Source organism: Kribbella sp. NPDC058693 (genome assembly GCF_042715335.1).
GTDB classification, from domain to species: domain Bacteria; phylum Actinomycetota; class Actinomycetes; order Propionibacteriales; family Kribbellaceae; genus Kribbella; species Kribbella jiaozuonensis.
Map to the genome: position 1 here is coordinate 2,021,699 of NZ_JBHXSQ010000001.1, position 23,513 is coordinate 2,045,211.

At 68.8% G+C, this 23,513-nt stretch carries 23 protein-coding genes; 15 read left to right on the forward strand and 8 right to left on the reverse strand.

Translation table 11 applies throughout. The features are described 5' to 3' along the window. Positions 1–63: 63 nt before the first annotated feature. The gene (locus ACFWUU_RS09665; protein ID WP_380174208.1) at positions 64–672 is read left to right on the forward strand and encodes an ArsR/SmtB family transcription factor; all 609 of its coding nucleotides are present in this window, start codon (positions 64–66) and stop codon (positions 670–672) included. After that, positions 669–1,922, forward strand: a complete 1,254-nt coding sequence (locus ACFWUU_RS09670; RefSeq protein ID WP_380174210.1) for an MFS transporter — start codon at positions 669–671, stop codon at positions 1,920–1,922. The genes ACFWUU_RS09665 and ACFWUU_RS09670 overlap by 4 nt, the downstream gene beginning before the upstream one ends. Here the strand turns inward: ACFWUU_RS09670 and ACFWUU_RS09675 are convergent. After that, complete coding sequence (locus ACFWUU_RS09675; RefSeq protein ID WP_380174212.1) at positions 1,867–3,192, reverse strand: hemolysin family protein; 1,326 nt, start codon at positions 3,190–3,192, stop codon at positions 1,867–1,869. The genes ACFWUU_RS09670 and ACFWUU_RS09675 overlap by 56 nt on opposite strands. A 167-nt stretch (positions 3,193–3,359) precedes the next feature. Here ACFWUU_RS09675 and galT point away from each other — a divergent pair, with 167 nt between their 5' ends. After that, positions 3,360–4,406: a galactose-1-phosphate uridylyltransferase gene (gene galT, locus ACFWUU_RS09680; protein WP_137252763.1), complete on the forward strand. Its 1,047-nt coding sequence runs from the start codon at positions 3,360–3,362 to the stop codon at positions 4,404–4,406. After that, entirely contained in the window at positions 4,403–5,533 is a 1,131-nt protein-coding gene (gene galK, locus ACFWUU_RS09685) for a galactokinase (protein ID WP_380174214.1), read from the forward strand. Before galT ends, galK begins: the two co-directional genes overlap by 4 nt. On the opposite strand, the gene ACFWUU_RS09690 is transcribed toward galK, so the two are convergent. Beyond that, complete coding sequence (locus ACFWUU_RS09690) at positions 5,530–6,342, reverse strand: DeoR/GlpR family DNA-binding transcription regulator (protein ID WP_137252761.1); 813 nt, start codon at positions 6,340–6,342, stop codon at positions 5,530–5,532. The genes galK and ACFWUU_RS09690 overlap by 4 nt on opposite strands. A 79-nt stretch (positions 6,343–6,421) precedes the next feature. Between ACFWUU_RS09690 and ACFWUU_RS09695 the strand changes: the two genes are divergently transcribed. The 7 genes from ACFWUU_RS09695 (at position 6,422) to ACFWUU_RS09725 (ending at position 12,842) form a co-directional block, all read left to right on the forward strand. Beyond that, positions 6,422–7,552, forward strand: a complete 1,131-nt coding sequence (locus ACFWUU_RS09695; protein WP_380174216.1) for a GNAT family N-acetyltransferase — start codon at positions 6,422–6,424, stop codon at positions 7,550–7,552. A gap of 135 nt (positions 7,553–7,687) precedes the next feature. Beyond that, positions 7,688–8,353: a GNAT family N-acetyltransferase gene (locus ACFWUU_RS09700; protein WP_137252759.1), complete on the forward strand. Its 666-nt coding sequence runs from the start codon at positions 7,688–7,690 to the stop codon at positions 8,351–8,353. An 81-nt stretch (positions 8,354–8,434) separates the two neighbouring features. Next, on the forward strand, positions 8,435–9,244 hold the full coding sequence (locus tag ACFWUU_RS09705; protein WP_380174218.1) for a CAP domain-containing protein: 810 nt from the start codon (positions 8,435–8,437) through the stop codon (positions 9,242–9,244). A gap of 195 nt (positions 9,245–9,439) precedes the next feature. After that, entirely contained in the window at positions 9,440–10,420 is a 981-nt protein-coding gene (locus ACFWUU_RS09710) for a CAP domain-containing protein (RefSeq protein WP_380174219.1), read from the forward strand. Positions 10,421–11,379: 959 nt separating this feature from the next. Next, complete coding sequence (locus tag ACFWUU_RS09715; protein WP_380174221.1) at positions 11,380–11,727, forward strand: hypothetical protein; 348 nt, start codon at positions 11,380–11,382, stop codon at positions 11,725–11,727. Next, positions 11,706–12,506 (forward strand): CAP domain-containing protein, encoded by an 801-nt coding sequence (locus tag ACFWUU_RS09720; protein WP_380174223.1) that lies wholly within the window; start codon positions 11,706–11,708, stop codon positions 12,504–12,506. The genes ACFWUU_RS09715 and ACFWUU_RS09720 overlap by 22 nt, the downstream gene beginning before the upstream one ends. 75 nt (positions 12,507–12,581) lie before the next feature. Further along, positions 12,582–12,842 (forward strand): hypothetical protein, encoded by a 261-nt coding sequence (locus ACFWUU_RS09725; protein ID WP_130444050.1) that lies wholly within the window; start codon positions 12,582–12,584, stop codon positions 12,840–12,842. On the opposite strand, the gene ACFWUU_RS09730 is transcribed toward ACFWUU_RS09725, so the two are convergent. Continuing rightward, on the reverse strand, positions 12,818–13,771 hold the full coding sequence (locus ACFWUU_RS09730) for a GlxA family transcriptional regulator (RefSeq protein WP_380174225.1): 954 nt from the start codon (positions 13,769–13,771) through the stop codon (positions 12,818–12,820). The two genes, ACFWUU_RS09725 and ACFWUU_RS09730, sit on opposite strands and share 25 nt — an antisense overlap. Before the next feature lie 82 nt (positions 13,772–13,853). On the opposite strand from ACFWUU_RS09730, the gene ACFWUU_RS09735 reads away from it, so the two are divergent. Next, entirely contained in the window at positions 13,854–14,615 is a 762-nt protein-coding gene (locus ACFWUU_RS09735; protein WP_380174227.1) for an MBL fold metallo-hydrolase, read from the forward strand. Positions 14,616–14,727: 112 nt separating this feature from the next. Next, on the forward strand, positions 14,728–15,198 hold the full coding sequence (locus ACFWUU_RS09740; RefSeq protein WP_170989576.1) for a lamin tail domain-containing protein: 471 nt from the start codon (positions 14,728–14,730) through the stop codon (positions 15,196–15,198). On the opposite strand, the gene ACFWUU_RS09745 is transcribed toward ACFWUU_RS09740, so the two are convergent. After that, positions 15,195–16,046 (reverse strand): MOSC domain-containing protein, encoded by an 852-nt coding sequence (locus ACFWUU_RS09745; protein ID WP_380174229.1) that lies wholly within the window; start codon positions 16,044–16,046, stop codon positions 15,195–15,197. The two genes, ACFWUU_RS09740 and ACFWUU_RS09745, sit on opposite strands and share 4 nt — an antisense overlap. Positions 16,047–16,104: 58 nt before the next feature. Here ACFWUU_RS09745 and ACFWUU_RS09750 point away from each other — a divergent pair, with 58 nt between their 5' ends. Next, positions 16,105–16,641, forward strand: a complete 537-nt coding sequence (locus tag ACFWUU_RS09750; RefSeq protein WP_380174231.1) for a helix-turn-helix domain-containing protein — start codon at positions 16,105–16,107, stop codon at positions 16,639–16,641. A gap of 30 nt (positions 16,642–16,671) precedes the next feature. On the opposite strand, the gene ACFWUU_RS09755 is transcribed toward ACFWUU_RS09750, so the two are convergent. Together ACFWUU_RS09755 and ACFWUU_RS09760 are read right to left on the reverse strand one after the other, a co-directional pair. After that, positions 16,672–17,478, reverse strand: a complete 807-nt coding sequence (locus tag ACFWUU_RS09755; RefSeq protein WP_380174233.1) for a spermidine synthase — start codon at positions 17,476–17,478, stop codon at positions 16,672–16,674. A gap of 16 nt (positions 17,479–17,494) precedes the next feature. Further along, entirely contained in the window at positions 17,495–18,643 is a 1,149-nt protein-coding gene (locus ACFWUU_RS09760; protein ID WP_380174235.1) for a glycerophosphodiester phosphodiesterase, read from the reverse strand. A 191-nt stretch (positions 18,644–18,834) separates the two neighbouring features. Between ACFWUU_RS09760 and ACFWUU_RS09765 the strand changes: the two genes are divergently transcribed. Continuing rightward, complete coding sequence (locus ACFWUU_RS09765) at positions 18,835–19,827, forward strand: malate dehydrogenase (protein WP_134105369.1); 993 nt, start codon at positions 18,835–18,837, stop codon at positions 19,825–19,827. 49 nt (positions 19,828–19,876) lie between these two features. Here ACFWUU_RS09765 and ACFWUU_RS09770 read toward each other — a convergent pair whose 3' ends face one another. Both ACFWUU_RS09770 and ACFWUU_RS09775 read right to left on the reverse strand, forming a co-directional pair. After that, complete coding sequence (locus ACFWUU_RS09770) at positions 19,877–23,107, reverse strand: S8 family serine peptidase (protein WP_380174237.1); 3,231 nt, start codon at positions 23,105–23,107, stop codon at positions 19,877–19,879. A gap of 70 nt (positions 23,108–23,177) precedes the next feature. Then, positions 23,178–23,513: hypothetical protein (locus ACFWUU_RS09775; protein ID WP_380174239.1), on the reverse strand; the 336-nt coding region annotated here is incomplete at its 5' end.

Sequence of the window (23,513 nt, forward strand, 5' to 3'; positions counted from 1 at the left end):
AGATCACCAGCACATTCCAAGCAACAGCTTGACATCCGATTCAGCCGGATGCATATTCCAAGCATGTCTTTGGAGAAGGACCCGCGCCGTTCCCGGTTGCTGAACGATCCGTTGGCGATCCGGGCGATGGCGCATCCGGTCCGGCTGGACCTGCAGTCGTTGCTGGGGCGGGAGGGTCCGATGACCGCGGCCGACGCGGCCCGCCACCTCGGGATCAGTCAGGCGCTGGCGTCGCACCACCTGCGGCAGCTGGCGAAGTACGACTTCGTCGAGCCGGCTCCGGGGAAGGACAACCGGGAGCGGCCGTGGCGTTTGGTGTCGACGTCGCAGTCGTGGCGCGATGCGGCCGCGACTCCGGAAGGCGCCGCGGCGGCCGACGTACTCGAGCAGTTGCTGGCCGAGCGCGCGCTCGAGCGGCTGAGCCAGTGGCAGCAGCAACGGCAGACCGAGGACGCGGTCTGGCGGGACAGCTCGGGCATCGGGCAGAGCGGGTTCTACCTGACCGCCGAGGAGCTGACCGAGCTCGTCGGCCAGGTCGACGCGCTGCTGCAGCGCTGGGTGGACGAGCGGCCGATCGACGACAAGTCCACCCGTCCGCCGGGCAGCCGGCATGTCTCGTTCACCCAGATCGTCACGATCTCCCCCGAAGACCAGAGCGGAGAAGGCAGATGAAGGACTTGTGGGGCGTCCTTGCCCGCCAGCGCGACTACCGCCTGATGTTGAGCGCCGGCCTGATCTCGTTGATCGGCGACTGGCTGCTGCGGACCGGGCTCGCGTTCCAGGTGTACGTGCTGACCGGATCGACGCTGGCATCTGGCGGTCTGCTGCTGGCGTCGTTCCTGCCGGCCGTCGTCCTCGGTTCGCTGGCCGGCGTCTTCGTCGACCGCTGGAACCGGCGGACCACGATGATCGTGACGAACATCCTCAACGCGGTGGTGCTGTTGCCGCTGATCGCCGTACACGACGCGAGCACGATCTGGATCGTGTACGGCGTCGTACTGGCGCAGAGCTGTCTGCAGCAGTTCTTCCAGCCGGCCGAGCAATCGCTGGTCCCGGTGCTGGTGCACGAGGAACAACTCGTCACGGCGAACGCGCTGAACAGTCAGATCCGCGACCTCGCCCGGCTCATCGGCGCAGCACTCGGCGGTGTCCTCGCGGCCGCCGGCGGACTGACCCTTCTCGCGCTCGGCGACGCCGCGACGTTCCTGATCGCTGTCGTGCTGATCGCACGGATGCGGCACCGGCAGGTGCGACCCGAGAACCCGGAGCAGACCGCGGGCGGCGCGATCAAGCGACTGAAAGAGGAGTGGACCGAAGGGCTGCGGTTGTGTGTCGCCGGCCCGGCGATCCGGCTGTTCTTCGTGTTCTGCATGGTCACCGGCGTCGGCGAAGGCATCATGAGCACGCTGTTCGCGCCGTTCGTCAGCTCCCAGATCGGCGGGGACGGACAGGTGTACGGCCTGATCGTCTCGTCCCAAGCGATCGGCGGGATCGTCGGCGGTCTGGTCGCCGCCGCGATCGGCTCGCGCTGGCCGGCGGCGAGGTTGTGGGGTATCGGCGCACTCGCCTTCGGGCTGATCGACACCACACTGTTCCTCTACCCGCTGGCGTCGGACAGCGTGATCCCGGCGTTCGTCTGCATGATCGTCGTCGGGCTGCCCGGTGCACTCACCATCGCGGGCATGATGACCGTCTTCCAGAACCTCACCGTCGACGGCACCCGCGGCCGCATCTACGGCGCGGTCGGCGCCGCCGAGAGCGTCGCGGTGCTGATCGGCATCGCCGCGGCCGGCTTCCTCGGCGACGCCGTCGGCATCATCCCGGTCCTCGTCTTCCAAGGCCTCGGGTACGTCGTCGGCGGGCTGGTCATCCTTGCTCGGCAGCGGGTGCTGGAGACTCGGTCTGTTCCGCTTCCGGTTTGATCCGGTGCAGACGGACCCGCGCGACCCGGCGGCCGTCCATCTCGGTGACGGTCAGCGTGTGGGAGTCGATCCGGACCTCGTCGCCCGTTGACGGGACCTTCCCGAGCTGGGCGGCGAGGAAACCGCCGACGGTCTCGTACGGGCCGTCGGGTAGCTCGATCGTGGTGGCGTCGGCGAAGTCGTCGAGATTGAGCAGGCCGTCGACGACGATGTCGCCGCCACCCAGGCGGGTGGTTTCGGCCGCCTCCTCGTCGTACTCGTCCTTGATGTCGCCGATCAGCTCCTCGACCAGGTCCTCCAGCGTGACGATGCCCGCCGTACCGCCGTACTCGTCGAGGACGATCGCGATATGCGTGCTGCGGCGGCGCATCTCGGTCAGCGTCGGCAGCAGCTTCGCGGTGTCCGGCAGCATGAGTACTTCGCGGGCCAGGTCGCCGACCCGCACCGAGCGGGTCGCCACCGCGGGGTCGAACAGGTCACGGACGTGGACGAACCCGACGATGTCGTCGGCCGAGCCGTTCATCACCGGGTACCGCGAGTGCGGCCGCTCGGCAGCGAACTTGACCGCCTTGTACGCCGGCATCTCGCCGTCGACGAAATCGACCTCGGTCCGCGGCAGCATCACCTCGCGCAGCTGCCGGCTGCCGGCCTCGAAGACGTCGTCGACGATCTTGCGCTCCTCCTCGCCGAGCGACTCGTGCGCCGAGACCAGGTCGCGGAGCTCCTCGTCGGTCATCACCTCGCGGTTCGCGTTCGGGTCGCCGCCGAGCGCGCGGACCACCAGGTCGGTCGACTTCGACAGCAGCCAGATCACCGGCCGGGCGCCGGAGGCGATCTTGTCGACCAGCGGCGCCAGGCCGAGCGCGAACGTCTCGGCCCGCTGCAGCGCGAGCCGTTTGGCGGCGAGCTCACCGATCACGATCGAGACGTACGAGATCGCGATCGTGATCAGCACCAGCGCGACGGTGTTTGCGACCGACTCGGGCAGGCCGAGCTTCTGCAGGTGCGGGGACAGGCTGTCGGCCAGCGTCGCGCCACCGAAGGCGGCGGACAGGAAGCCCATCAGGGTCACGCCGATCTGGACGGCGGACAGGAACCGGTTCGGGTTGGCGGCGACCTTGGCGACGATCTCGCCGCGCCGGCCGCGGTGCGACAGCGACTTGAGCTGGCTCTCCCGGAGCGAGACCAGGGCCATCTCGGCGGCGGCGAAGACCCCGCCGATGAGCACGAAAACCAGGATCAGAACGATGTTGAGCAGGGTGGCGTTCATGGGTCGGAGTTCCTAGCGCCCTCTCGTCAGACCACGAGAGGGCGGGCGTTGGGCGTAGTCGTCCATCTACCAAGACTAGCGGCCGCCCGGGCTACCGTGCTTGTTCGAGTTTGTTGGTTTACGATGATTCCTGGCCGGACGCGTCGTACGGCCGGGAGGGTCATACGATGAAAACACCGCGCGGCGTACGCCGTACCGACACCAAACTGTCGGACGGACGCGAGCTGATCTACTACGACCCCGCCGACACGCCGGTGCGGGTACCGCTCGAGGACACCCGCGGTCTGCCCGCCCCGCAGCCGCAGGTCGACCTGCGCACCGACCCGCTGACCGGCGACGTGATCACCTACGCCACCCACCGCAACACCCGGACCTACCTGCCGCCGGCCGACGAGTGCCCGCTGGACGCGAGCCGGCCGGGCAAGCCGACCGAGATCCCGGACCACGACTACAACGTCGCCGTGTTCGAGAACCGGTTCCCGTCGTTCGCCGGCCCGGGCCGGACCGAGGTGGTCTGCTTCACCAGCGACCACAACAAGTCGTTCACCGACCTGTCCCAGGGCCAGGCCCGCCTGGTCGTCGACGCCTGGGCCGACCGGACCGCCGAGCTCGGCGCCCGCGACGACGTCGAACTGGTCTTCCCGTTCGAGAACCGCGGCCGTGAGATCGGCGTCACGCTCAGCCACCCGCACGGCCAGATCTACGCGTACCCGTTCGTTCCGCCGCGGATGCGGACGCTGATGGCGCGCGCCCGCGAGCACCAGGAAGTTGCTGGCAGCAACTTGTTCGCCGATGTGCTGGCGGCCGAGCGCAAGGAAGGTACGCGGGTCGTCGGCGAGAACGGCAACTGGACCGCGTTCGTCCCCGAGGCGGCCCGCTGGCCGGTCGAGGTGCACCTGTACCCGCACCGCCAGGTGTTCGGTATCGACGAGCTGTCGGTCGGCGAGCGCGACGACTTCGTCGAGCTGTACCTCGACGTACTGCAGCGACTCGACGGTCTGTACGGCGAACCGCTGCCCTACATCGCCGCGTGGCATCAGGCCCCGGTGCGGATCGACCGCGAGCTCGGCTACCTGCACCTGGAGGTGTTGTCGATCCGCCGGGCGAAGGACAAGATCAAGTACCTGGCCGGCTCGGAGTCCGGCATGGGCTCGTTCATCAGCGACACCCGGCCCGAGGACGTGGCCGAGACACTGCGGAAGGTCGGTTCGTGAGCTCCTTCGAGAACGTCTTCGGTACGACGCCTGACGGCAGCTGGCGCGCGCCGGGCCGGGTCAACCTGATCGGCGAGCACACCGACTACAACGACGGGCTCGTCCTCCCGATCGCCCTGCCGAACCGGATCGTCGTGACCGCCTCGAAGCGCGACGACGGCCGGATCGCGGTCGCTTCCGCCGGACACAAGGGCGTCACCGAGTTCGCGATCGAGGACCTGGCACCGGGATCGGTCGGCGACTGGGCGGCGTACCCGGCCGGCGCGGCCTGGATCCTGCGCGAGTCCGGCTACCCGATCGGCGGCGCGAACCTGCGCTTCGAGTCCGACATCCCGTCCGGTGCCGGCCTGTCCTCGTCCGCGGCACTGCTGTGCGCGACATTGGTTGCCCTGCTCGGTCTGCGCGATATCGAGGTCGACCCCGCCGAGGTCGCGCGGCTCGCGCAGAAGGCGGAGAACAAATACGTCGGTGCGCCGGTCGGGCTGATGGACCAGATGGCCTCGATGTGCTGCACCGAGGGCCACGCGCTGTACTTCGACATCCGCGCGATGTCGACCGAGCAGATCCCGTTCAACCCGGCGGCCGACAACCTCGCCTTGCTGGTGGTCGATGTGAAGGCACCGCACCGCCACGTCGACGGCGAGTACGCCGCCCGCCGGAAGAGCTGCGAGCAGGCGGCGGCCGAGCTCGGCGTACCGGCTCTGCGCTCGATCGCCTTCGAGGACCTCGACGACGCACTCGCGCGGTTGTCGGACGACGTCGTACGGCGTCGGGTGCGGCACGTGGTGACCGAGATCCGCCGGGTCGAGGACGCGGTCGCGCTGATGCATGCCGGCAAGCTCCGCGAGGTCGGCCCGCTGTTCACCGCCTCGCACGTTTCATTGCGCGATGACTTCGAGATCACCGTGCCGGAGCTCGACGTCGCCGTCGACACCGCGCTTGAAGCAGGTGCGCTCGGCGCACGGATGACCGGCGGCGGCTTCGGTGGTTGCATCATCGCGCTGGTCGAGGCGGACGCGTCCGAGTCGGTGCTGGCCGCGATCGAGAAAGCCTTTGCAGAGCACGGTTTCAGCACACCCAGCGCACTCGCCGCGGCCCCGTCAGCCGGCGCGTCCCGCCTCAGCTAGGAGGCGATGACGAGGTCGCATCCCGTATCGCGCATAGCCTTGCGGGCTGCGGTCGACAGTCCGTTGTCGGTGACGATGACGTCGAGGTCCGACCAGGTCGCGAACGTGCTCAGGCCGATCGTCCCCCATTTGGTGTGATCGGCAACCACGACGATCTCCCGACTGGCGGCGATGAACGACCGGTTGGTCTCGGCCTCCATCAGGTTCGGCGTGCTCAGCCCGTGCTCGGCGTCGACACCGTGCGCGCCGAGGAACAGCAGGTCGAGATGCAACGACGCCAGCGCCGCGGTCGCGATCGGCCCGACCAACGCGTCCGACGGCGTACGGATGCCGCCGATCAGTACGACGGTGCGATCCGACCGCGCGTTGCCGTGGAACACGTCGGCGATCCGCGCCGAGTTCGTCACGACGGTGAGGTTCTCGACCCGGAGCAACTGACGAGCCAGCGCGTACGTCGTCGTACCGGCGCCGATGCCGATCGCGCTGTCCGGCTGGACCCTCGTCGCCGCCTCGGCCGCGATCGCCTGCTTGGCCGCGGACTCCTGCGTCAGCTTGGCGTCGAAGCCCGGCTCGTGCGCGCTGCGCAGACCGACCGACGTCGCGCCGCCGTGCACCTTGTGCAGCAGGCCGCTGGAGTCCAGAGCGTCGAGGTCGCGACGGATCGTCATGTCCGAGACACCGAACCGATCGACCAGCTCGGCCACCGTGATCGCGCCGCGACTGTTGACTTCGGCAACGATCGTGGCCTGTCGCTGAGCGGCCAGCTGCCCACCCCGGCCGCGTGGCGGCTCTGCTCCGGCTGCGTTCACGGCTCACAGCCTAATCTCGATTGCTCTCCGTGTCAGGCAAATGCGTTGCCCGGCCGGTGGCAGCGCGTCACCCTGAGGTATGCGATTCCCCGAGGACGTCCCGGTTCTGACCGACGGTGTAGTGACCCTGCGTGCCCACACCGTCGACGATGTCGAGCCCGCCTACCGGATGTGCCAGGACCCGGTGATGCAGCAGTGGACCACGATCCCGGTCCCCTACCTGCACGAGCACGCGGTCAACTTCCTCACCGAGATGATCCCGAACGGCTGGCGCACGAACACGATGTGGGGCTGGGCGATCGAGTACGACGGCCGGTACGCCGGCACGATCGACCTCGGTGACGGCGAGGGCGGCGTCGGGGAGGTCGGGTTCGCGGTGTCGCCGGAGGTCCGCGGCAACGGGGTGATGACGCGGGCGCTGAAGCTCGCCGTACGATACGCGTTCGACGGGCTCGGCTGGGACCGGGTGATCTGGCGCGCGTTCGTCGGGAACTATGCGAGCCGACGGGTCGCGTGGAAGGCGGGGTTCCGGGGGTTGGTGATGATCCCTGGCGGCGGACGTGCACGCGGCGTACGTAAGGACGAGTGGGTCGCATCGGTGGGGCGCGACGACGACCTCGAGCCGCAGGGCAACTGGTGGACGGTGCCGGTGCTCGAGGGCGGCAGCATTCGTTTGCGCGGGCTGCGGGAGTCGGACGCGCAACGGGTCCAGGAGGCGTGCAGCGACGAGCGGACACAGCACTGGCTGTCCGGCATGCCGTCGCCGTACCGGCTGGAGGACGCCGAGGGGTTCATCAAGACCCGGCTGCACATGATGGCCGGCGGCGAAGGTGTCGCCTGGGCGATCGCCGACCCGGCGACCGACGAGCTGCTCGGGAACGTCAGCGTCTTCAATCTGAACAACCGGATGGACGCGACCGTCGGCGAGATCGGGTACTGGATGCACCCGGACGCGCGCGGCCGCAAGGTGATGACGTCCGCGGTCGAGCTGCTGATCCCGCACGCGTTCAAGCCTGTCGCGGAAGGGGGTCTAGGTCGCCGCCGGCTGATGGTGAAGGCTGCCCTCGGCAACAGCGCGTCGGCGCACGTTGCCGAGGCCAACGGATTCACCCACGTCGGCACCGAGCGCGCGGCGATTCCGCGCCGGGACGGCAACTACGACGACGACCTGATCTTCGACCTGCTCGCGGACGAGTACGCCACTCGTTGACAGGCTGTGAGGGGTTGCGCGGCGGGCGGCTGAGCGGTAGTGGTGACAGCCTGCAGGCGGAAATTTACGGCCAGTTGGTGTCAAGCGACACCAGTTCCCCTCGCCGTGACGGTTGCGGGCTGCTTGAATCGACTGGTGAGAGATCGTGAGGAGCTCGTCCGCCGCTGGCAGGCCGGGTGGTCCGTCTCGCGGGGCTGGACCACAGTGGAGGACGACAACGACGGCATCTTGATCGTCCGTGCGGGTGAGGAGAGCAGGCCGACGGAGTACGTCGTACTGGATGCCGACGACAAACCGGAACGTGTGGAGCGTGCCGCCCAGCTGGCCTCGGCCGACGGCGGCGGGCGCGGCGCGGGCTGGATCACCCTGGCCACCGATGACAAGGAAGCCCGGATCGAGCAGCTGGAGGACCTCGGCCTCGAGGTCCAGCAGGACCAGGACTGGCTGATGACGATCCAGCTCTCGGAGCAGCCGGCGTTGAAGCTGCACGAGCGATATGCGCTGCACACCGAACTCGAGGACGACCTGATCATCACCCGCGCCACCCTGCACGGCGGCGTGGTGTCGAGCGGGCGGATGGCGGTCGTCGGTGAGGACGCGGTCGCGGACCGGATCGAGACCGACCCGGCCCATCGACGACGCGGACTCGGCAGTGCGGTGATGGCATCGCTGGTCGAAGCGGCCGCGGCGAGGGGCGCCAAACGCGGCATCCTGATCGCGTCCATCGACGGCCTGCGCCTGTACCGAAGCCTGGGCTGGAAGGTCATCGCCGACATCGTCATCGCCCGCTCAACCGTTTGAAACGACTGCGATAGTCAAAGGTTTGTCAAGGGCGGTCCTTGATTGGGTCGGCGCGTGCCGGCCTGGGCAAGGGTGCTCACCATGACGAACCACAAACGGTCACTCGGTAGTGGCGTGGCCGGTCCTCTCATCGCGTCGCTGTCTGCTCTGGTCCTGCTGGTCGGCGTCGGGTGGTTCGTCGTACGTCAGACCGGCAGCAAGCCCACGAGCCAGGAGAACCCGATCACGTCCGTCGCGCCTGCCAGCGACGACGCTCCCAAGGCGACGCCGAGCCGTCCGACGAGTCCGTCGTACACACCCCGCCGTACGACGCCGACACCTACGCCCACGCGCTCCACCACGAAGACCCCGACGCCGAAGCCGACCCGGTCGACCACGGCACCGAGCCGCGACAGCACCCGTACGGCGACACCGAAGCCCACCCGGACGACGTCCAAGCCGACGCCGAAGCCGAGCCACACCGCGACACCGAAGCCGACGGCAACTACCAAGCCCAGCGGCGGATCCGCGGCACAAGTGCTTGCCCTGACCAACCAGGAGCGGGCCAAGGCCGGCTGCGGACCGCTGCGCACGAACAGCGCACTCACCAGAGCCGCCCAGGCGCATGCCTCCGACATGGTCGACAAGCACTACTTCGCGCACGACAGCCTGGACGGCCGCAGCCCGTTCGACCGGATGAAGGCGGCCGGGTTCACCGGCGGTGCGATGGCCGAGAACATTGCCGTCGGCTACTCGAGCCCGTCCGCGGTCGTGACCGGCTGGATGAACAGCGCCGGCCACCGCGCGAACATCCTCAACTGCAGCTACACGATGATCGGCATCGGGTACGACAGCGGCCAGGTGAAGCCGGACTGGGGCAACGGAAGTTGGGTGCAGGACTTCGGCGGATGACCGGCGGTTCAGGCCCTGTTCGTTAATCGTTGCCCGAGAACCTTCGGGAATCGTTAAGAGGCGTCGCAGACCTGTAACGATGACCTCGCGTGTCCGTTAAGGTTCCTGTTCGGTAACCAGGGGGGACCTGGCTGGACCAACGGGGAACGACGCGACACTCGGTACGACGAAAAACGAAGAGGATTCGCCCATCCCATGACGGATTCGCCTACCCCCCGGCGGCACCGCGGCAGTAGACGAGCTCCCCGGCGGAGCCGTGGCCTGGTCGGCCCTGTCGTCAGCGCGTTGTCGGTACTGCTCGCGATCGGCCCGGTCGTCTGGCTGATGTCCCACGACAACTCGCGGACCGACGATGCCGCCAAGGTTCTGAACGTCTCCGAGGACACCCGCGTCGACGGCGGATCGGGCGACAGTACGAAGGCCGGTACGCCGCTCATCACCGTCACCAAGACCTTGCCGAACGGTCGTACGACCACCTCCGTCGTCGGTACGCCGGCGCTCGGTCCGGGCGCGACGTCATCGTCCACCTCGGCGACACCGACGAGTCCTGGTACGCCGAGCGATACGCCAACCGACGTACTCACGACTCCTACTGCTCCGACGGTCGGCGTGACGACCGTGACTGTGCCGCCGAGCTCGCCGGGTAGTACGCGGACGACCAGCGGTGGTGGTCGGCCGAAGCCGAGCTATCCGACGAAGACCGCGAGTACTACGCCTACGAAGACGCGGACCACCGAGCCGACCGACACTCCTCCGCCGCCGCCCAGCGGTGGCGGTACGAGCACGCAGGAGCGGCAGGTGCTCGACTACACGAACCAGATCCGTCAGCAGCAGGGCTGCGGTCCGCTCCGGCTGGACAGCGCACTGGTCGAGGCGGCCGGGAAGCACGCGTCGGACATGGTCCGGCGGCACTACATGGACCACACCAACCCCGACGGTCAGGACCCCGGCGACCGGATGGCGGCTGCAGGGTATCGCGGGTCGAGCTGGGGCGAGAACATCGCGGCCGGCTACGACACCGCCCAGAAGGTGGTCGCAGCGTGGATGCAGAGCGACGGCCACCGCAAGAACATCCTCAACTGCCGGTTCACCACGATCGGCATCGGATACGACCCGGGGCAGGTCAAGTCCAACTACGGACCGGGCAGTTGGGTCCAGGACTTCGGCCGGAGCTGAGGGCCGTTGTGGTTGTCATTGTGTGGAGGTCACCGAGTGCGGGCGAGACGTTGTCTCAGGCCCACAATGTCCGGCCGGTTCACGGCCGGTCGCCGCGGGTAGATCCGACCTTGTCATGTCGCCGGACGTTCCTGGGGGGCTCCGGTGAGACGGCTGATGAGGCACGTCTTGGGGGCGCGACTTTGAGAGGAACAACGGAATAATGTCCGAGTCCGGAAACGGCCGGTACAAGCCACGCAGGAAGGCGACCCGAGCTGCATCACGCTCGTCGCGCTCCGGCAACCGGTCCACCCCGCCCGCGGAGAACACCCCGCCCGCACCACCAGAACCACCGCGGTACGCACCGCGCTCCAGCGACGAGTCGCCCTTCTGGGCCACGGCGCAATCCGCTGGTGCGTCCAACGAAAACCCGTTCTGGGCCAACGGCAACCAGTCGCGCCCGGCAACCCCGCAGTACGCGCCGCGTGGAGCCCTGCCCAGCTACACGGCCCCCGAGGACGCCACGTCCGGACTGCCTACGCGCACGCCTGCCGAGTCTGCGGACTCGTATGGCGCGGCTGCTGGGCGGCGTCCTGCTGGTACGCCGTCGTGGGTCGAGCAGTCGATCGCCGGCGCCGAACCTGAGTCGCCTACCCGCGCTCGCCGTGCGGCCCGTCGCCCGGAAACCCCGGAACCGACCGAACGCCCGGGCCTGGGCGAAACCGCCGGCACCTGGTCCATCCGCCGAGCAACCGACGACTGGGCATCCCTGGGCACGAGCACGCCGGACACCCCTCCGCGCCCCACCCCCGCCGCCTCAGCCGCCGACCTCCTAGCCGCCACCGGCCGCACCACCGGAACACCACGCACCACCCCAACACCAACCACCGACACGACAAGCCCCAGCAGATCCACCGACTTCGGCTCAGCCGCCGCAGGCACCACGAGCTTCGGCTCCGCTGGTGACTTCAGGTCGGCCAGTGCAGACAGCGCAGGTGCGGCTGCAGGTGCCTTCGGCACCGCGGAGGCGGCTGGCGCAAGTGTTCGTGGCGCCGAGCGGGTTGGTGGTGCTGGGCTGGCTGATGGTGCTGGGGCTGGCCTGGGTGCTGGCGCTGGTGGAGCTGCTGGGCGTGCGGGGGCTGCTGGGCTTGGCGCGGGTGGTGAGCGAGAGCTTGGGGCCGCGCGGGCTGGTGGGCGTGGGAGTTCTGGGCCTGGTAGTGGGCCTGGGGGTTCTGGGCCTGGGCGGGGTGGGCGGCGGGCTGCGGCCGGAGAGAGGGGGTCTCGGGGGCGGCGGTCGATTATTGCTATGGCTTCTGTCGTGCTGGTGATCACGCCGATCTCCTGGATCCTCCTGCACCAGCCGCAGAACGACGACGCCGACGCCTCGGTGCCGATCGTCACGCGAACCGACGACACCTACATCACCCCAACCACAAAGGCCGCCGTAGCAACCCCGACGAGGCGCCCCACGGTGGCGCCGACGGCGACGCCGACTGGTACGCCGACGGTCACCCCGACGACGACGCCGACAGGGACCCCGACCGGCACCCCGACGGACTCCGCGTCCCCGACGACGGTCCCGTCGAACACCCCGAGCACCCTCGAACCGACCGACTCCCCCACTTCGGAGAAGGCAACGAGCGCGCCGACAACACCGGGCCGTACGACGTCCACCGGCCGCCCGACCCAGACCCCGACGACGACCCCGCCGCCCCCGCCACCTCCGGCGCGGGACGGCGGCATGGACGCCGACGAGTCGCAGCTGTTCGACATGATCGACAGCGCGCGGAAGAACGCCGGCTGCCAGCCGCTGGAGCAGGATCCGGACCTGACCGGCAGCGCCCGCTCGGACGCCGGCAGCCGCGCCAAGTCGGGTGCGACGAACAGCAGCGGCTCCTCGAAGTCCACCGCCGGCGGTGACAACTGGAGCGCGCAGCAGGCGTACGACCAGATGATGGCGCAGAGCCGGAGCACGATCCTGAACTGCGGCCTGACCACCCTGGGCGTCGGCCGCAGGAGCTACGCGCACTGCACGGCGATCGACCTGCTCGGTCTCTGCATCGGCTCGAAGCCGACGCGGTACGCCTGGGTGGCGGACTTCTCGTAGGAAGTGCGGCACGATTCCTGGTGGTTGGTGTGATCATGGTTTGACGACCTGGTCCACCAACCTGCGGGAGGCTGGATGTTCTCCGAGCGTGACGACGTGGATTCGGCCGGGCCGGCGCACTACGGGATTCATCCGGATGCGTTCGCCGAGGAGCGGCCTGATCCGCGGCCGGAGGAGGCCAAGCGGATGGGGCTGAGCCGGCACACGGAGGAAGGTGCCGTGCTGTACTTCGCCTCGTCGCTCGACCGCGGTAAGACCGGGCACCGGATGATGGCCTGGATCCTGCTCGTCACGTTCGCCGCGCCGGTGATCTACATCCTGCTCGTGCTGCTGTAGAACTCCTGCCGATGCCGCTGCGGCGTCGTCCCCAGCAGCGAGTGGAAGTGGTGCCGCAACGCATCACTGCTCCCGAACCCGCTCGACGCCGCCACCCGCTCGACCGGCAGATCGGTTGTCTCCAGCAACAGCCGCGCCCGGTCCAGCCGCTGCCGCAGCAACCACGCCTGCCCCGAACTCCCGGTCCGCGCCCGGAACTGCCGCGTGAACGTACGCCGCGACAGCGCCACCGCCCCGGCCCACTCGTCCAGCGACACGGGCTGGTCGAGCCGGGCCCGTGCCCACACCATCGCCTTCTCGATCACGTCGTCGCTCGGATCCGGCGGCACCGGCACCGGGATGTACTGCGCCTGCGACCCGCTCCGATGCGGCGCGACCACGATGTCGCGGGCAACCTTCTCCGCCATCTCCACCCCGTGATGCGTCCGAACCAGGTGCAAGCAGCAGTCGAGCGACGCCGCCGTACCGGCCGAGGTGATCACGTCGCCCAGGTCCGACCACAGCACGTCCGCGCGCACGTCCAGCTCCGGATGCTGAGCGCGCAACTCGTCCGCCCACCGCCAGTGCGTCACCACCTCACGCCCCGCCGCGATCCCGCTCTCCGCCACCAGGAACGCCCCGATGCACAACCCCACCACCGTCGCGCCTCGTGCATGCGCCCGCTGGATCGCGTCCAGCAGTACGTCGGACGCCTGCAAACCCGGCTCCCAGCTCGGCAGTACGACGACATCCGCCCGCTCCATCACCTCGAGCCCGTGATCCACGCTGATCCCGAATCCGGCGTTCGTCCGCATCGACCCCGGCTGCTCCGCGCAGACCAGCACGTCGTACGCCGTCGCCCGGCCGCGCCGCTCACCCAGCACCAGGCAGGGCACCGACAGGTGGAACGGGCTCATCCCGTCGTACGCGAGGACCGCGACAGTACGCATGAGAACAGTATGGCCCGATCTTCGGTAACTATGGCTCCCGGGCCAATGGCCGGACCGCCCGGCTCGGCGGAGGATCGTGGACATGGAGATCACGCACATCGGCGGCCCGACCGCCGTACTGAACCTTGGTGGCCTGACGTTCCTGATCGACCCGGCCTTCGACGAGCCGCGCGACTACCAGCTGCCCGGCCGGGTGATGACGAAGCTGATCGGTCCGGCGATCCCGGCCGACAAGCTCGGTCCGATCGACGTCGTACTCGTCTCGCACGACGAGCACAAGGACAACCTCGACGATGCCGGCCGCGCGCTGCTGGCGACCATCCCGACCGTGCTGTCGACCCCGGGCGCGGCCACTCGCATCGACGGCGTCCGCGGCCTGGAGAACTGGGAGTCGATCGACCTGCCGCGGCCGGACGGTGGCGTGATCACGGTGACCGGCGTACCAGCGCTGCACGGACCGGAAGGTGCGGAGAAGGTGCTCGGCGTGGTGACCGGGTTCGTCCTGCAGGGCGAAGGTCTGCCGACTGTGTACGTCACCGGCGACAACGCGTCACTCGGTCTGGTGAAGGAGATCGCCGACCGGTTCGCACCGATCGATGTCGCGGTCCTGTTCGCCGGCGCCGCGCGTACCGGGCTTCTCGATGGCGCCAACCTCACGCTGACGTCCGCGGACGCGGTCGAGGCAGCGCGTCTGCTCGGCTCGGCGACGATCGTCCCGGTGCACACCGAGGGCTGGGCGCACTTCACCGAGGGTCCGGACCAGCTCGTCGCGGCGTTCGGGGAAGCAGGGCTCGACAAGCGGGTGAAGGTCCTTGAACACGGTGTAGCGACAACCGTTGATTGAGCCCTTGACGAGCACGGAGCGTAACGACTAGCGTGTGCGACCGCCGGGGGGAACCGGCAGCCGAAGTTCATCGGGCCGGGGGGAGATCGGCCCACTGCCGAAGGGGAATTCTGTGTTCGCACGACGCTTCCGCACGCTCTTTTCCGCCGCGACGGCCGCGGTGGTGCTGGCCGGTACGGCGGCCTTCGCACCACTGACGGCCGACGCGGCGATCACCGCCGTACTCAGCGGGATCCAGTACGACCCGCCGGGCACCGACACCCGCACCAACGCCCAGATCAACAACGAGTTCTTCACCGTCCGCAACATCAGCAGCCGGCCGATCAACCTGTCCGGCTTCCGGGTCGCGGACGTGGCCAACCACGTGTTCGTGTTCCCGCGCGGGTACGTGCTGCCGGGCCGGTCGACGGTCATCGTCCGCACCGGCAAGAACCGCAACCGGGCGTTGACGCTCTACTGGAACCAGAGCTGGTACGTCTGGAACAACACCGGCGACACGGCCCGCTTCCAGACCCCGGCCGGCAAGACCTTCGACACCTGCACCTACAAGGCCGTCACCGGGCGGTCGCGGGTGGGCTGTTAGTCCTGGGCGGGATCGGTGCCGTCCGGGATCCATTCCTGGACGGCGATCTCGTCGCCGACGTGAATGGTGCCTCCGGCAAGTACTGCGGCCTTGATACCGAAGCTGACGCCGCCGCCGTACGCCGGTTCGCGCCGGTACGTCGCCAGCGTCCTGGTCGGCTCGGGACCGGACTTCGCCCCGGTCGACTGCTCCACCGTCGGAACCGCACACCGGATACCGCGCGCCGAGTAACCGATCTCGACCGTGCCGGCCGTCATCCGTAGGACCTTGTCCTCGGTGTGCGGCTCCGACCAGCCGGACACGACGATGTTCGGCCGGAACCGATTCATCGGGATCGCCTCGCCGCCGCGCTCGACGATGCGCGCGTTGAGGCCGTCGAGTGACGACAGCGACGTGATCATCAGCGCGTGCGCGTCGCCGTACCCGGTGAGGCCGCGATGCGCGCCCCAGCCGGGCCGTTCGTGCTCGGGCGTGACGCGGACCAGCGCGGCCGGCGTACCTAGGCGGGCCGTGAACCATTCGTCCGCGGCCGGGTCCTGAACGATGCCTTGGCCGAACCATTTCCCGAACAGGCTGACGTCGCGCCGCTTGCCGTCGTACTGGATCGCGAGCTCGAGATCGGGAGCGTTTGCGGCGGACAGATGGAGGCGGTCGCCGTCCAGTTCGGCATGCAGCGTGGCCATCGCGGGGAGCTTGCGCTGGCTGAGGAACGTGCCGTCCGGCTCGACGAGCATGAACAGGCGATCGTTGAGCAGGCCGGTCGGGCCGACCTCAGCCGAGTCGACGGGGATCCCGGCGAGACCTTTCACCGGGTAGTAGGCCAGGGCGGAAACCTTCGCGACAGACACAGGGTCAAGCGTAACTGCCACTTGATCTGTTGAAACGTGTTGAGTTATGTTTGAACACGTGGAGGATTTCGCGGAAGCGTTGCAGCGGGTACGGCGACATGCCGGGCTGAGCTACCGGCAACTGGCGGAGCGCGCGCACTACTCGCACCCACACCTCGTCCGCGCGACGAACGGCAAACATCTGCCGACGTGGGAAGTCGCCGAGGCGTTCCTGGCCGGTTGCGGCGTCCCCGCCGACCTCATGCCGATCTGGCGCCGCCGCTGGGAACAAGCAAGCCGCGACCCCCGCGACATCGTCAGCCTGCTGGACAACGCGACAACGCTGGAAGAGTTGGGTGCTGCTGTCGCAGCACTCGCGCGACCACGCTCGCTGCGGGCACTGGAGCAACAGACAGGCATCCCACGGGCGACGATCCAAGCGTGGCTCCGGGGAGCCCGGCTGGCCGGGCGAGACCGACTCGACCACCTGGTCCTCTCGGTCGGCGCGACACCCGCAGAGCGAGCGGCCGCAGCACGCGCCGCAGAGCGGCTGAGCGCCACCCGGGAGCGGCAGGCCGTCGAGCGGACCGCGGTGGAGCGGCTCGCCACCGGTTGAGAGCCCGGCGCCGAGGAGCAGGTCGCCGGCTCAGCTGCGGAAGACTGAGGGTGGTGCCTGCGGGGTGACGTAGCCTTCGGCGTCGGTGAGGGGTGCGGCTTTTCCTGCGAGTTCGTCGAGGGGCATCATGTCGTACGGCGGTTGGGCTCGGCGTCCGGCATCCGTCAGGTCAGGTACCGGCTGCGGGGACGCGACCATGATGACGTTGCCGAATCCCTTGCCACGCAGGATCTTCCGCTCCGCGAGCACCACCCCGCCGCCGATCCCCGCGCGCACCGTCGCCGCCGTACGCCGGATGAACGGCAGGCCCGCCTTCCCGTCGATCAGGTTCGCCACCAGCACCCCCGTAGGCCGCAGTACCCGGGCACACTCGGCGAAGAACTCCGCCGTCACCAGATTCGCCGGCACCGCCTCATGCTCGAACGCATCGAGGATCACCACGTCCATCGAGTCGTCGTACACCTCGCCGATCCCGGCCCGACCCGTGACCGGCCGCACCTTGATCCCGGTCCGCTTCGGCAGCGGCAGCGCCTCGCGGACGAACTCGGTCAGATCCTCATCCGGTTCGAGCACGATCTGCCGGGACCGCGGCCGCGTGACCGCGACGTACCGCGGGATGCTCAGCGCGGCCCCGCCGACATGCAGGATCGCGACCGGCTGACGTCGTGGCGCGATCGCGTCCACGACGTCGCCGATCCGGCGCATGTACTCGAACGGCAGGTGGGTGGGATCGGCCAGATCGACCTGCGACTGCGGCGACCCGTCGATCCGCAGCACGAACGTCCCGTCGGGCTGTGCCTCTACACTCGCCAGCCCGGAGGCCGTCCGCCGTTCCACCCCGCCATCATTCCAGTCAGCGAGCTTCCTTCTCCTCGGCCACCGCGATGTCGGTGTTGTCGGTGAACAACCCGTCGATCCCGACCTTCCGGTACGCCGCGATCTCGCCGAACAGGTTGCCCGAGTCGTTCGGGTTCGTCGAGCTGTCGAAATCGGCCGGCAGGAAGGTGTTCTCGACCCGGAACGTGTACGGGTGCACGACCAGCCCGGCCTTGTGTGCGTCGGCGACGAGGCTGGTCGGCTTGCCCAGCTTGCCGGCCGCGTCGAGCGGGATGATCTGGTCCTTGCTCGGCCCGACACCGTCGGCGTACGTCGCGACCTCGCGGAGCCCCTTCGCGCTGACGATGTCGGCGTACGTGCGCTTGTCGCCGGAAGCCACGAAGTCGTACGGCGCGCCGACCGAGCTGGTCAGCTGGACCAGCGGGACCCGAAGCTGCTTGTCCAGCGCCTTCAGGTTGCCGACCTCGAACGACTGCACGAAGACCTTGGCGTCCGGCCGGTTCAGGCCGTTGCGGTTCAGGGTCTTGACCAGCTCGGGCTCGAGCGGCAGGCCCTGCGCCCGGAAGTACGTCGGGTGCTTGGTCTCGGGGTAGACGCCGATCGGGCGGCCGAGCTCCTTGGACAGGCGCTTGCTGAGGTCGATCACTTCCTGGAAGGTCGGGATCTGGTAGTGCCCGTCGAAGACCGTGTTGTGCTGGCGGGTCGCCGGGATCCGCTCCTTGGCGCGCAGCGTCTTCAGCTCGGCCAGTGTGAAGTCCTCGGTGAACCAGCCGGTGGTGGCGACGCCGTCGAGCATCTTCGTGGTCTTGCGGCCGGCGAACTCCGGGTGGCTCGCGACGTCCGTCGTACCGCCGATCTCGGGCTCGTGCCGGGTGACCAGCACGTGATCCTTGGTGGTGACCAGGTCGGGCTCGATGTAGTCGGCGCCCATCCGGGCGGCCAGCTCGTACGACGCCAGCGTGTGCTCGGGCCGGTAGCCGGAGGCGCCCCGGTGGCCGACGATGACGAAGTCGTCGCGGTACTTGGCGGCCTGGACGGCGACCGGGCCGGCCGCCGACGTGGACGGCGCGGACGACAAGGACGGGACGGCCTGCGGGACGGCGACGGCCGCGGCGACCGCGAGGGCCGAGGCAGCAACCGGCAGCAGCCGGCTGGGCAGCTTCATGGACTTCTCCTAACAAGTCAGGGGACTGAGGTCACCCTCGGACACACCGTCGGCCCCGCGACGTACGCCGCATGACCGATCGGTGAACGATCCATCGGGATGTGAGCTAATCGGTGGTCCCCCAGCGTTGGGCTGCGACACCCGGCTTGCTAGCGTCCGAAGCACACAATCAGATGAGCTAGGAGCGTGTCGTGAGCACTACACCGGTGAAGGTGGCCGTTACCGGGGCCGCGGGGAATATCGGTTACAGCCTGCTGTTCCGGATCGCGAGCGGGGCCCTGCTCGGGCCGGACACCCCGGTGGAGCTGCGGCTGCTGGAGATCACCCCGGCGCTGAAGGCACTCGAGGGCGTCGTGATGGAGCTCGAGGACTCCGCCTTCCCGGCGCTGGCCGGGATCGAGATCGGCGACGACCCGAACGTCGTCTTCGACGGTGTCAACGTCGCGCTGCTGGTGGGTGCGCGGCCGCGGACCAAGGGGATGGAGCGCGGTGACCTGCTCGAGGCCAACGGCGCGATCTTCACCGTCCAGGGCAAGGCGCTGAACGACCACGCCGCCGACGACGTCCGGATCACCGTCACCGGCAACCCGGCGAACACGAACGCGCTGATCGCGAAGAGCAACGCGCCGGACATCCCGGCCGAGCGGTTCTCCGCGCTGACCAGGCTCGACCACAACCGGGCGCTGGCGCAGCTGGCCAAGAAGACCGGCGTACACGTCACCGATCTGAAGAAGCTGACGATCTGGGGCAACCACTCCGCGACGCAGTACCCGGACATCTTCCACGCCGAGGTGGCCGGCAAGAACGCGGCCGAGGTCGTGAACGACCAGGCCTGGCTGGAGAACGACTTCCTCCCGACCGTGCAGAAGCGCGGCGCCGCGATCATCGAGGCGCGCGGTGCGTCCTCGGCCGCCTCCGCCGCGGCCGCCACCATCGACCACACCCGCGACTGGCTGGCCGGCTCGGCCGACGGCGACTGGCTGTCGATGGCGGTCGTCTCGGACGGCTCGTACGGCGTTGCCGAGGGCCTGATCTCGTCGTTCCCGGTGACCGTCAAGGACGGCAACTGGGAGATCGTCCAGGGCCTGGAGATCAACGACTTCTCCCGCGGCAAGATCGACGCCTCGGTCGCCGAGCTCGGCGAGGAGCGCGACGCGGTGAAGGCACTCGGCCTGATCGGCTGATCCAACAAACAGAACGCCCCCGCCGGCCGGCGGGGGCGTTCTGCTGTTCTCACCGCATCGTGTAGGCGGCGATCACCGTTTGCGTGGTGCTGTTCCCGGCCGCATCCTTTGCGATCGAGCGCAGCGAGATGGTGTTGCCGGCCGGCGTCGGGAAGATCGCCTTGTTACCGGCGACAGGTGCCTGCTTCCAGGTGGCCCCGCCGTTGTCGGAGTACTGGACCTTCACCGTCTTCACTCCGTCGGCGGTGAACGGCAGGACCGTGACCGGCTTGCGGACCATCGTGTTGTTGCCGTCCACATCCGGCTGGAAGCCGACCGTGTGGATGGCGATGTTCGACTGGTCAGCCGACGACGTGAACGTCGCCTCCAGATCCATCCGCGTCGACACCGGCCAGACGTCCTGCGTCGCGGTCGCGACCAGCTTGTACGACGCGTTGCCCACCGGCAGGCCGGTGGCGCTGATGCCGAACCCGTCCGTGGACCCGATCTCGGTCCCGTCGCGGTAGAGCGTCGTACTCGCGGACTTTGTGTCGATGTAGCCGCTGTGGCCGTCCGCGTCGGTGAGGGTGTTCAGGTAGATGTCCATCCGGTCCGCGGACCGGGCGGTGTAGCCGAACACCGACGGACCGAACGCCGCAGCATTCCAACGCTCCTGGTAGTGCCGCCCGGCCTTGTAGATCACCGGCTTGCCGTCCAGGTGCCACTTCCCGAACGGAAACTCCGAGCCGTCGGTGTCCTCGTCGGTGGTGCCGGACCAGCCGTACGGCGTCTGGTCCACGTAGTAGCGGATGGTCCGAGGTACGTCGAGCCGGATGACCCTCGCCCATCCGCCGTCACCGGTCGGCCCGACCGCGGACAGCGTCTTGAAGACCCGCGCCTCGGCAGTCGCGTTGACCGTGGCGTCCACGGTCGCGAGGTCGGACTGCTTCACCTTGCGATCGAACCCGGTCGGGAAGTCGCCCGGCTGGAAGTTCGCGATCCCGTACAGGTACGGCGTGTTCGTGAACAATCCGTCCGCGCCCGGCACACCCCATTGCGACATGACGTGCCCGGTCAGCTCGGATGCGGGCAGCTTCGGCCCGGCGTTGTAGGTGAACATGGTCCCGGACAAGAACCCGCCCGCGGAGTAGGTGTACACGCCGCCCTTGATCGTCCGGTCGAACCCGATGTCGGAGTTGGCCTGCACCGCGCCGGCGTTCGGCACCGAGGTGGTCACCGGCTTGGCCTTCCGCGCGTCGAGGACGACCGTCTGGTCGCCGGTGAGCTTGACGCTCGGTGCGAGCAGCGTGAAGAAGATCCAGTCCTCGGTCCCGCGCTCGAACTCCTGGAACTGGTTCAGCACGTACTCGCCCTGCCTCAGCCTGAGCGTCACCGTGCCGTTCTCGTCCGGGGAGATCATGTCGTTCTCGTCGTTGTCGACGCCCGTGACCGACACCGGGTAGTCCGGGTCCGGTGCACCGTTCGGCTTGATCAGCTTGACGGTCAGCGTGTACGTCGGGACTTCCTTGTCCACACCCAGCGGTACGACGACCGTCTGGCCGCCGCCGGTGGCGGTGATGCGGCCGCTGTACAGACCGTCCGCGCCGCCGAGGCTGGTGTCCGACGTCACCTGGACGGACGCCGTACCACCTGCCGGAACGGTCACCGAGTCGGCGCTCAGCTTCAGCGCACCGGCCGGAGCCGCCGTACCGTCGGGGCCGTTCAGCACCGAGGTCAGCGACAGCGTGACGGCCGCATCGCCGAGGTTCCGATAGGTGACCTCGCGCGTGACCGGCTGGTCGTCGGTGTGCGGGAAGGAGGCCTTGCCGAAGGACACGCTGCCGGGCTCGGAAACCACGCTCTGCATGATCGCCGTCGTCAGGTCGATCCGACCCGCTCCCTGCTGGAACGAGGTCTGGTCCGCCGCGACCTTCGCCGAACCCATCAGCGCGGCCTTCAACTCGGCCGGCGTCCAGGACGGGTGCTCCTGCAGCAGGATCGCGGCCGCGCCGGCGGTGTGCGGCGTGGCCATCGACGTACCGGAGAGCCGCAGGTACTTGTCGCCGACCGGCTCGCCGATCGTCGAGTCCTTCGACTTGGCCGCCACGATGTCCGTGCCGGGCGCGGTGACGTCCGGCTTGAGTGCGCTGTCGCCGGTCCGCGGGCCGCGGCTCGACGTCGGGTTGAGCTGGTCCTGCTTGGTCACGTTGCCGACGGTCAGCGCCGCGTCCGCACTGCCGGGCGACTCGATCGTCCCGTCACCCGGGCCACTGTTGCCTGCAGCAACCACAAACAGTGTGCCGGTCTCCGCGGTCAGCCGGTTCACGGCCTCCTCGACCGGATCGAGCTCCGGGGTGTCCTGGCCGCCGATGCTCAGGTTGACGATCTTCGCCTTGACGTCGGTCGCGGCCCACTCCATCCCGGCCAGGATCGCGGACTCGTCGCAGCCGTAGACCTCACAGATCTTTCCGTCGTAGAGGCGTGCGTCCGGAGCGACGCCCTTGTAGCGGCCGTCCGACGCAGCGCCGGTGCCGGCGATCGTCGACGCGACATGCGTGCCGTGACCGACGAGGTCGTCGGCGGACTCGGTGGTGAAGTTCTTCTCCCCCACGACCTGGGTCGCGAGGTCGGGATGGGTCGCGTCGATGCCGGTGTCGAGCACCGCGACCGAAACGCCCTTGCCGGTATACCCGGCCTGCCACGCGACCGGTCCGCCGATCTGCGGCACCGACTGGTCCAGCAGCACCTTCCGCTTGCCGTCCAGCCACAGCTTGCTGAATCCGCCGGAGCTCATGAACGTCTTCGCGTCCGACTTGTTGACCTTCATCGCCGCGCCGCCGATCGACGGCAACTGGCGGGTGACCCTCGTCCCGGCCGGCACGGCGCGCTTCGCAGTACCGGCGTACGTCGTCAGCACCGGGATCGTGCTCGTCGACGCGTCGTCGTACTTGTCCTTGACCAGCTCGGCGACGTCGAAGAGCCGGCGGTCGATCTTCCCGTCGCCGACCGCCTTGGTGACGTCGGCCGGGATCACGTACGAGTGATCCCGCACCCGGTACGTCGTGAAGCCGACGTGCTGCCGGCCGGCGCCCGGTTCGATCGTCGCCTTGGTCAGGTCGCCGCCGGGCAGGACGACGCGGTCGCCGGTGATCAGCGTGACGCTGACGTCCTTACCCGCCGTGGAACGGGCGGTGGCCGCCGGACCGGACTGAACCGCGTGAGCAGTTCCTCCCAGTCCGGCGACCAGGCCCGCGACCGCCAGTACGGCGATCGCGGGCGTTCCTCCGTGCGTGAACTTCACAGGGCCTCCCCAGAAATCGGTTGTCTGCGCGACTCTCTAAACGTGACAACCGATCTCCGGGGTTGCGTGCTCAGCCCAACGGATAAGCGCCGATAACGGTCAGTTCCGTAATGTTCCCGGCGCCGTCGACCAGGTGGGACTTCAGTGAGATCCCCTTGGCGCCCTTCGGAGTCACGAAGATCGCCTTGTAGCCGCCGTGCCCGGTCGGCGCGACCGCGGCGTCGTGCCAGGTCTTGCCGTCGTCACCGGAGACCTGGACCGTCAGCTTCCGGATCTTCGGCAGCGACTGCCCGGGCTGCGCCTCGACCACGAGCGGCAGCACGGTGACCGGCTTGCGCTCGGCCACGTTGTGGCTGTCGACCGTCGGCCGGTAGCGGATTCCGAGCAACGGCAGCGGCTTCTGCTC

Bases quoted from the DNA above. Each gene is read 5' to 3' on its own strand.
- ACFWUU_RS09665 (WP_380174208.1), top strand. From the start codon at position 64: ATGTCTTTGGAGAAGGACCCGCGCCGTTCCCGGTTGCTGAACGATCCG.
- ACFWUU_RS09670 (WP_380174210.1), top strand. From the start codon at position 669: ATGAAGGACTTGTGGGGCGTCCTTGCCCGCCAGCGCGACTACCGCCTG.
- ACFWUU_RS09675 (WP_380174212.1), bottom strand. From the start codon at position 3,192: ATGAACGCCACCCTGCTCAACATCGTTCTGATCCTGGTTTTCGTGCTC.
- galT (WP_137252763.1), top strand. From the start codon at position 3,360: ATGAAAACACCGCGCGGCGTACGCCGTACCGACACCAAACTGTCGGAC.
- ACFWUU_RS09695 (WP_380174216.1), top strand. From the start codon at position 6,422: ATGCGATTCCCCGAGGACGTCCCGGTTCTGACCGACGGTGTAGTGACC.
- ACFWUU_RS09705 (WP_380174218.1), top strand. From the start codon at position 8,435: ATGACGAACCACAAACGGTCACTCGGTAGTGGCGTGGCCGGTCCTCTC.
- ACFWUU_RS09710 (WP_380174219.1), top strand. From the start codon at position 9,440: ATGACGGATTCGCCTACCCCCCGGCGGCACCGCGGCAGTAGACGAGCT.
- ACFWUU_RS09720 (WP_380174223.1), top strand. From the start codon at position 11,706: ATGGCTTCTGTCGTGCTGGTGATCACGCCGATCTCCTGGATCCTCCTG.
- ACFWUU_RS09725 (WP_130444050.1), top strand. From the start codon at position 12,582: ATGTTCTCCGAGCGTGACGACGTGGATTCGGCCGGGCCGGCGCACTAC.
- ACFWUU_RS09730 (WP_380174225.1), bottom strand. From the start codon at position 13,771: ATGCGTACTGTCGCGGTCCTCGCGTACGACGGGATGAGCCCGTTCCAC.
- ACFWUU_RS09735 (WP_380174227.1), top strand. From the start codon at position 13,854: ATGGAGATCACGCACATCGGCGGCCCGACCGCCGTACTGAACCTTGGT.
- ACFWUU_RS09760 (WP_380174235.1), bottom strand. From the start codon at position 18,643: ATGAAGCTGCCCAGCCGGCTGCTGCCGGTTGCTGCCTCGGCCCTCGCG.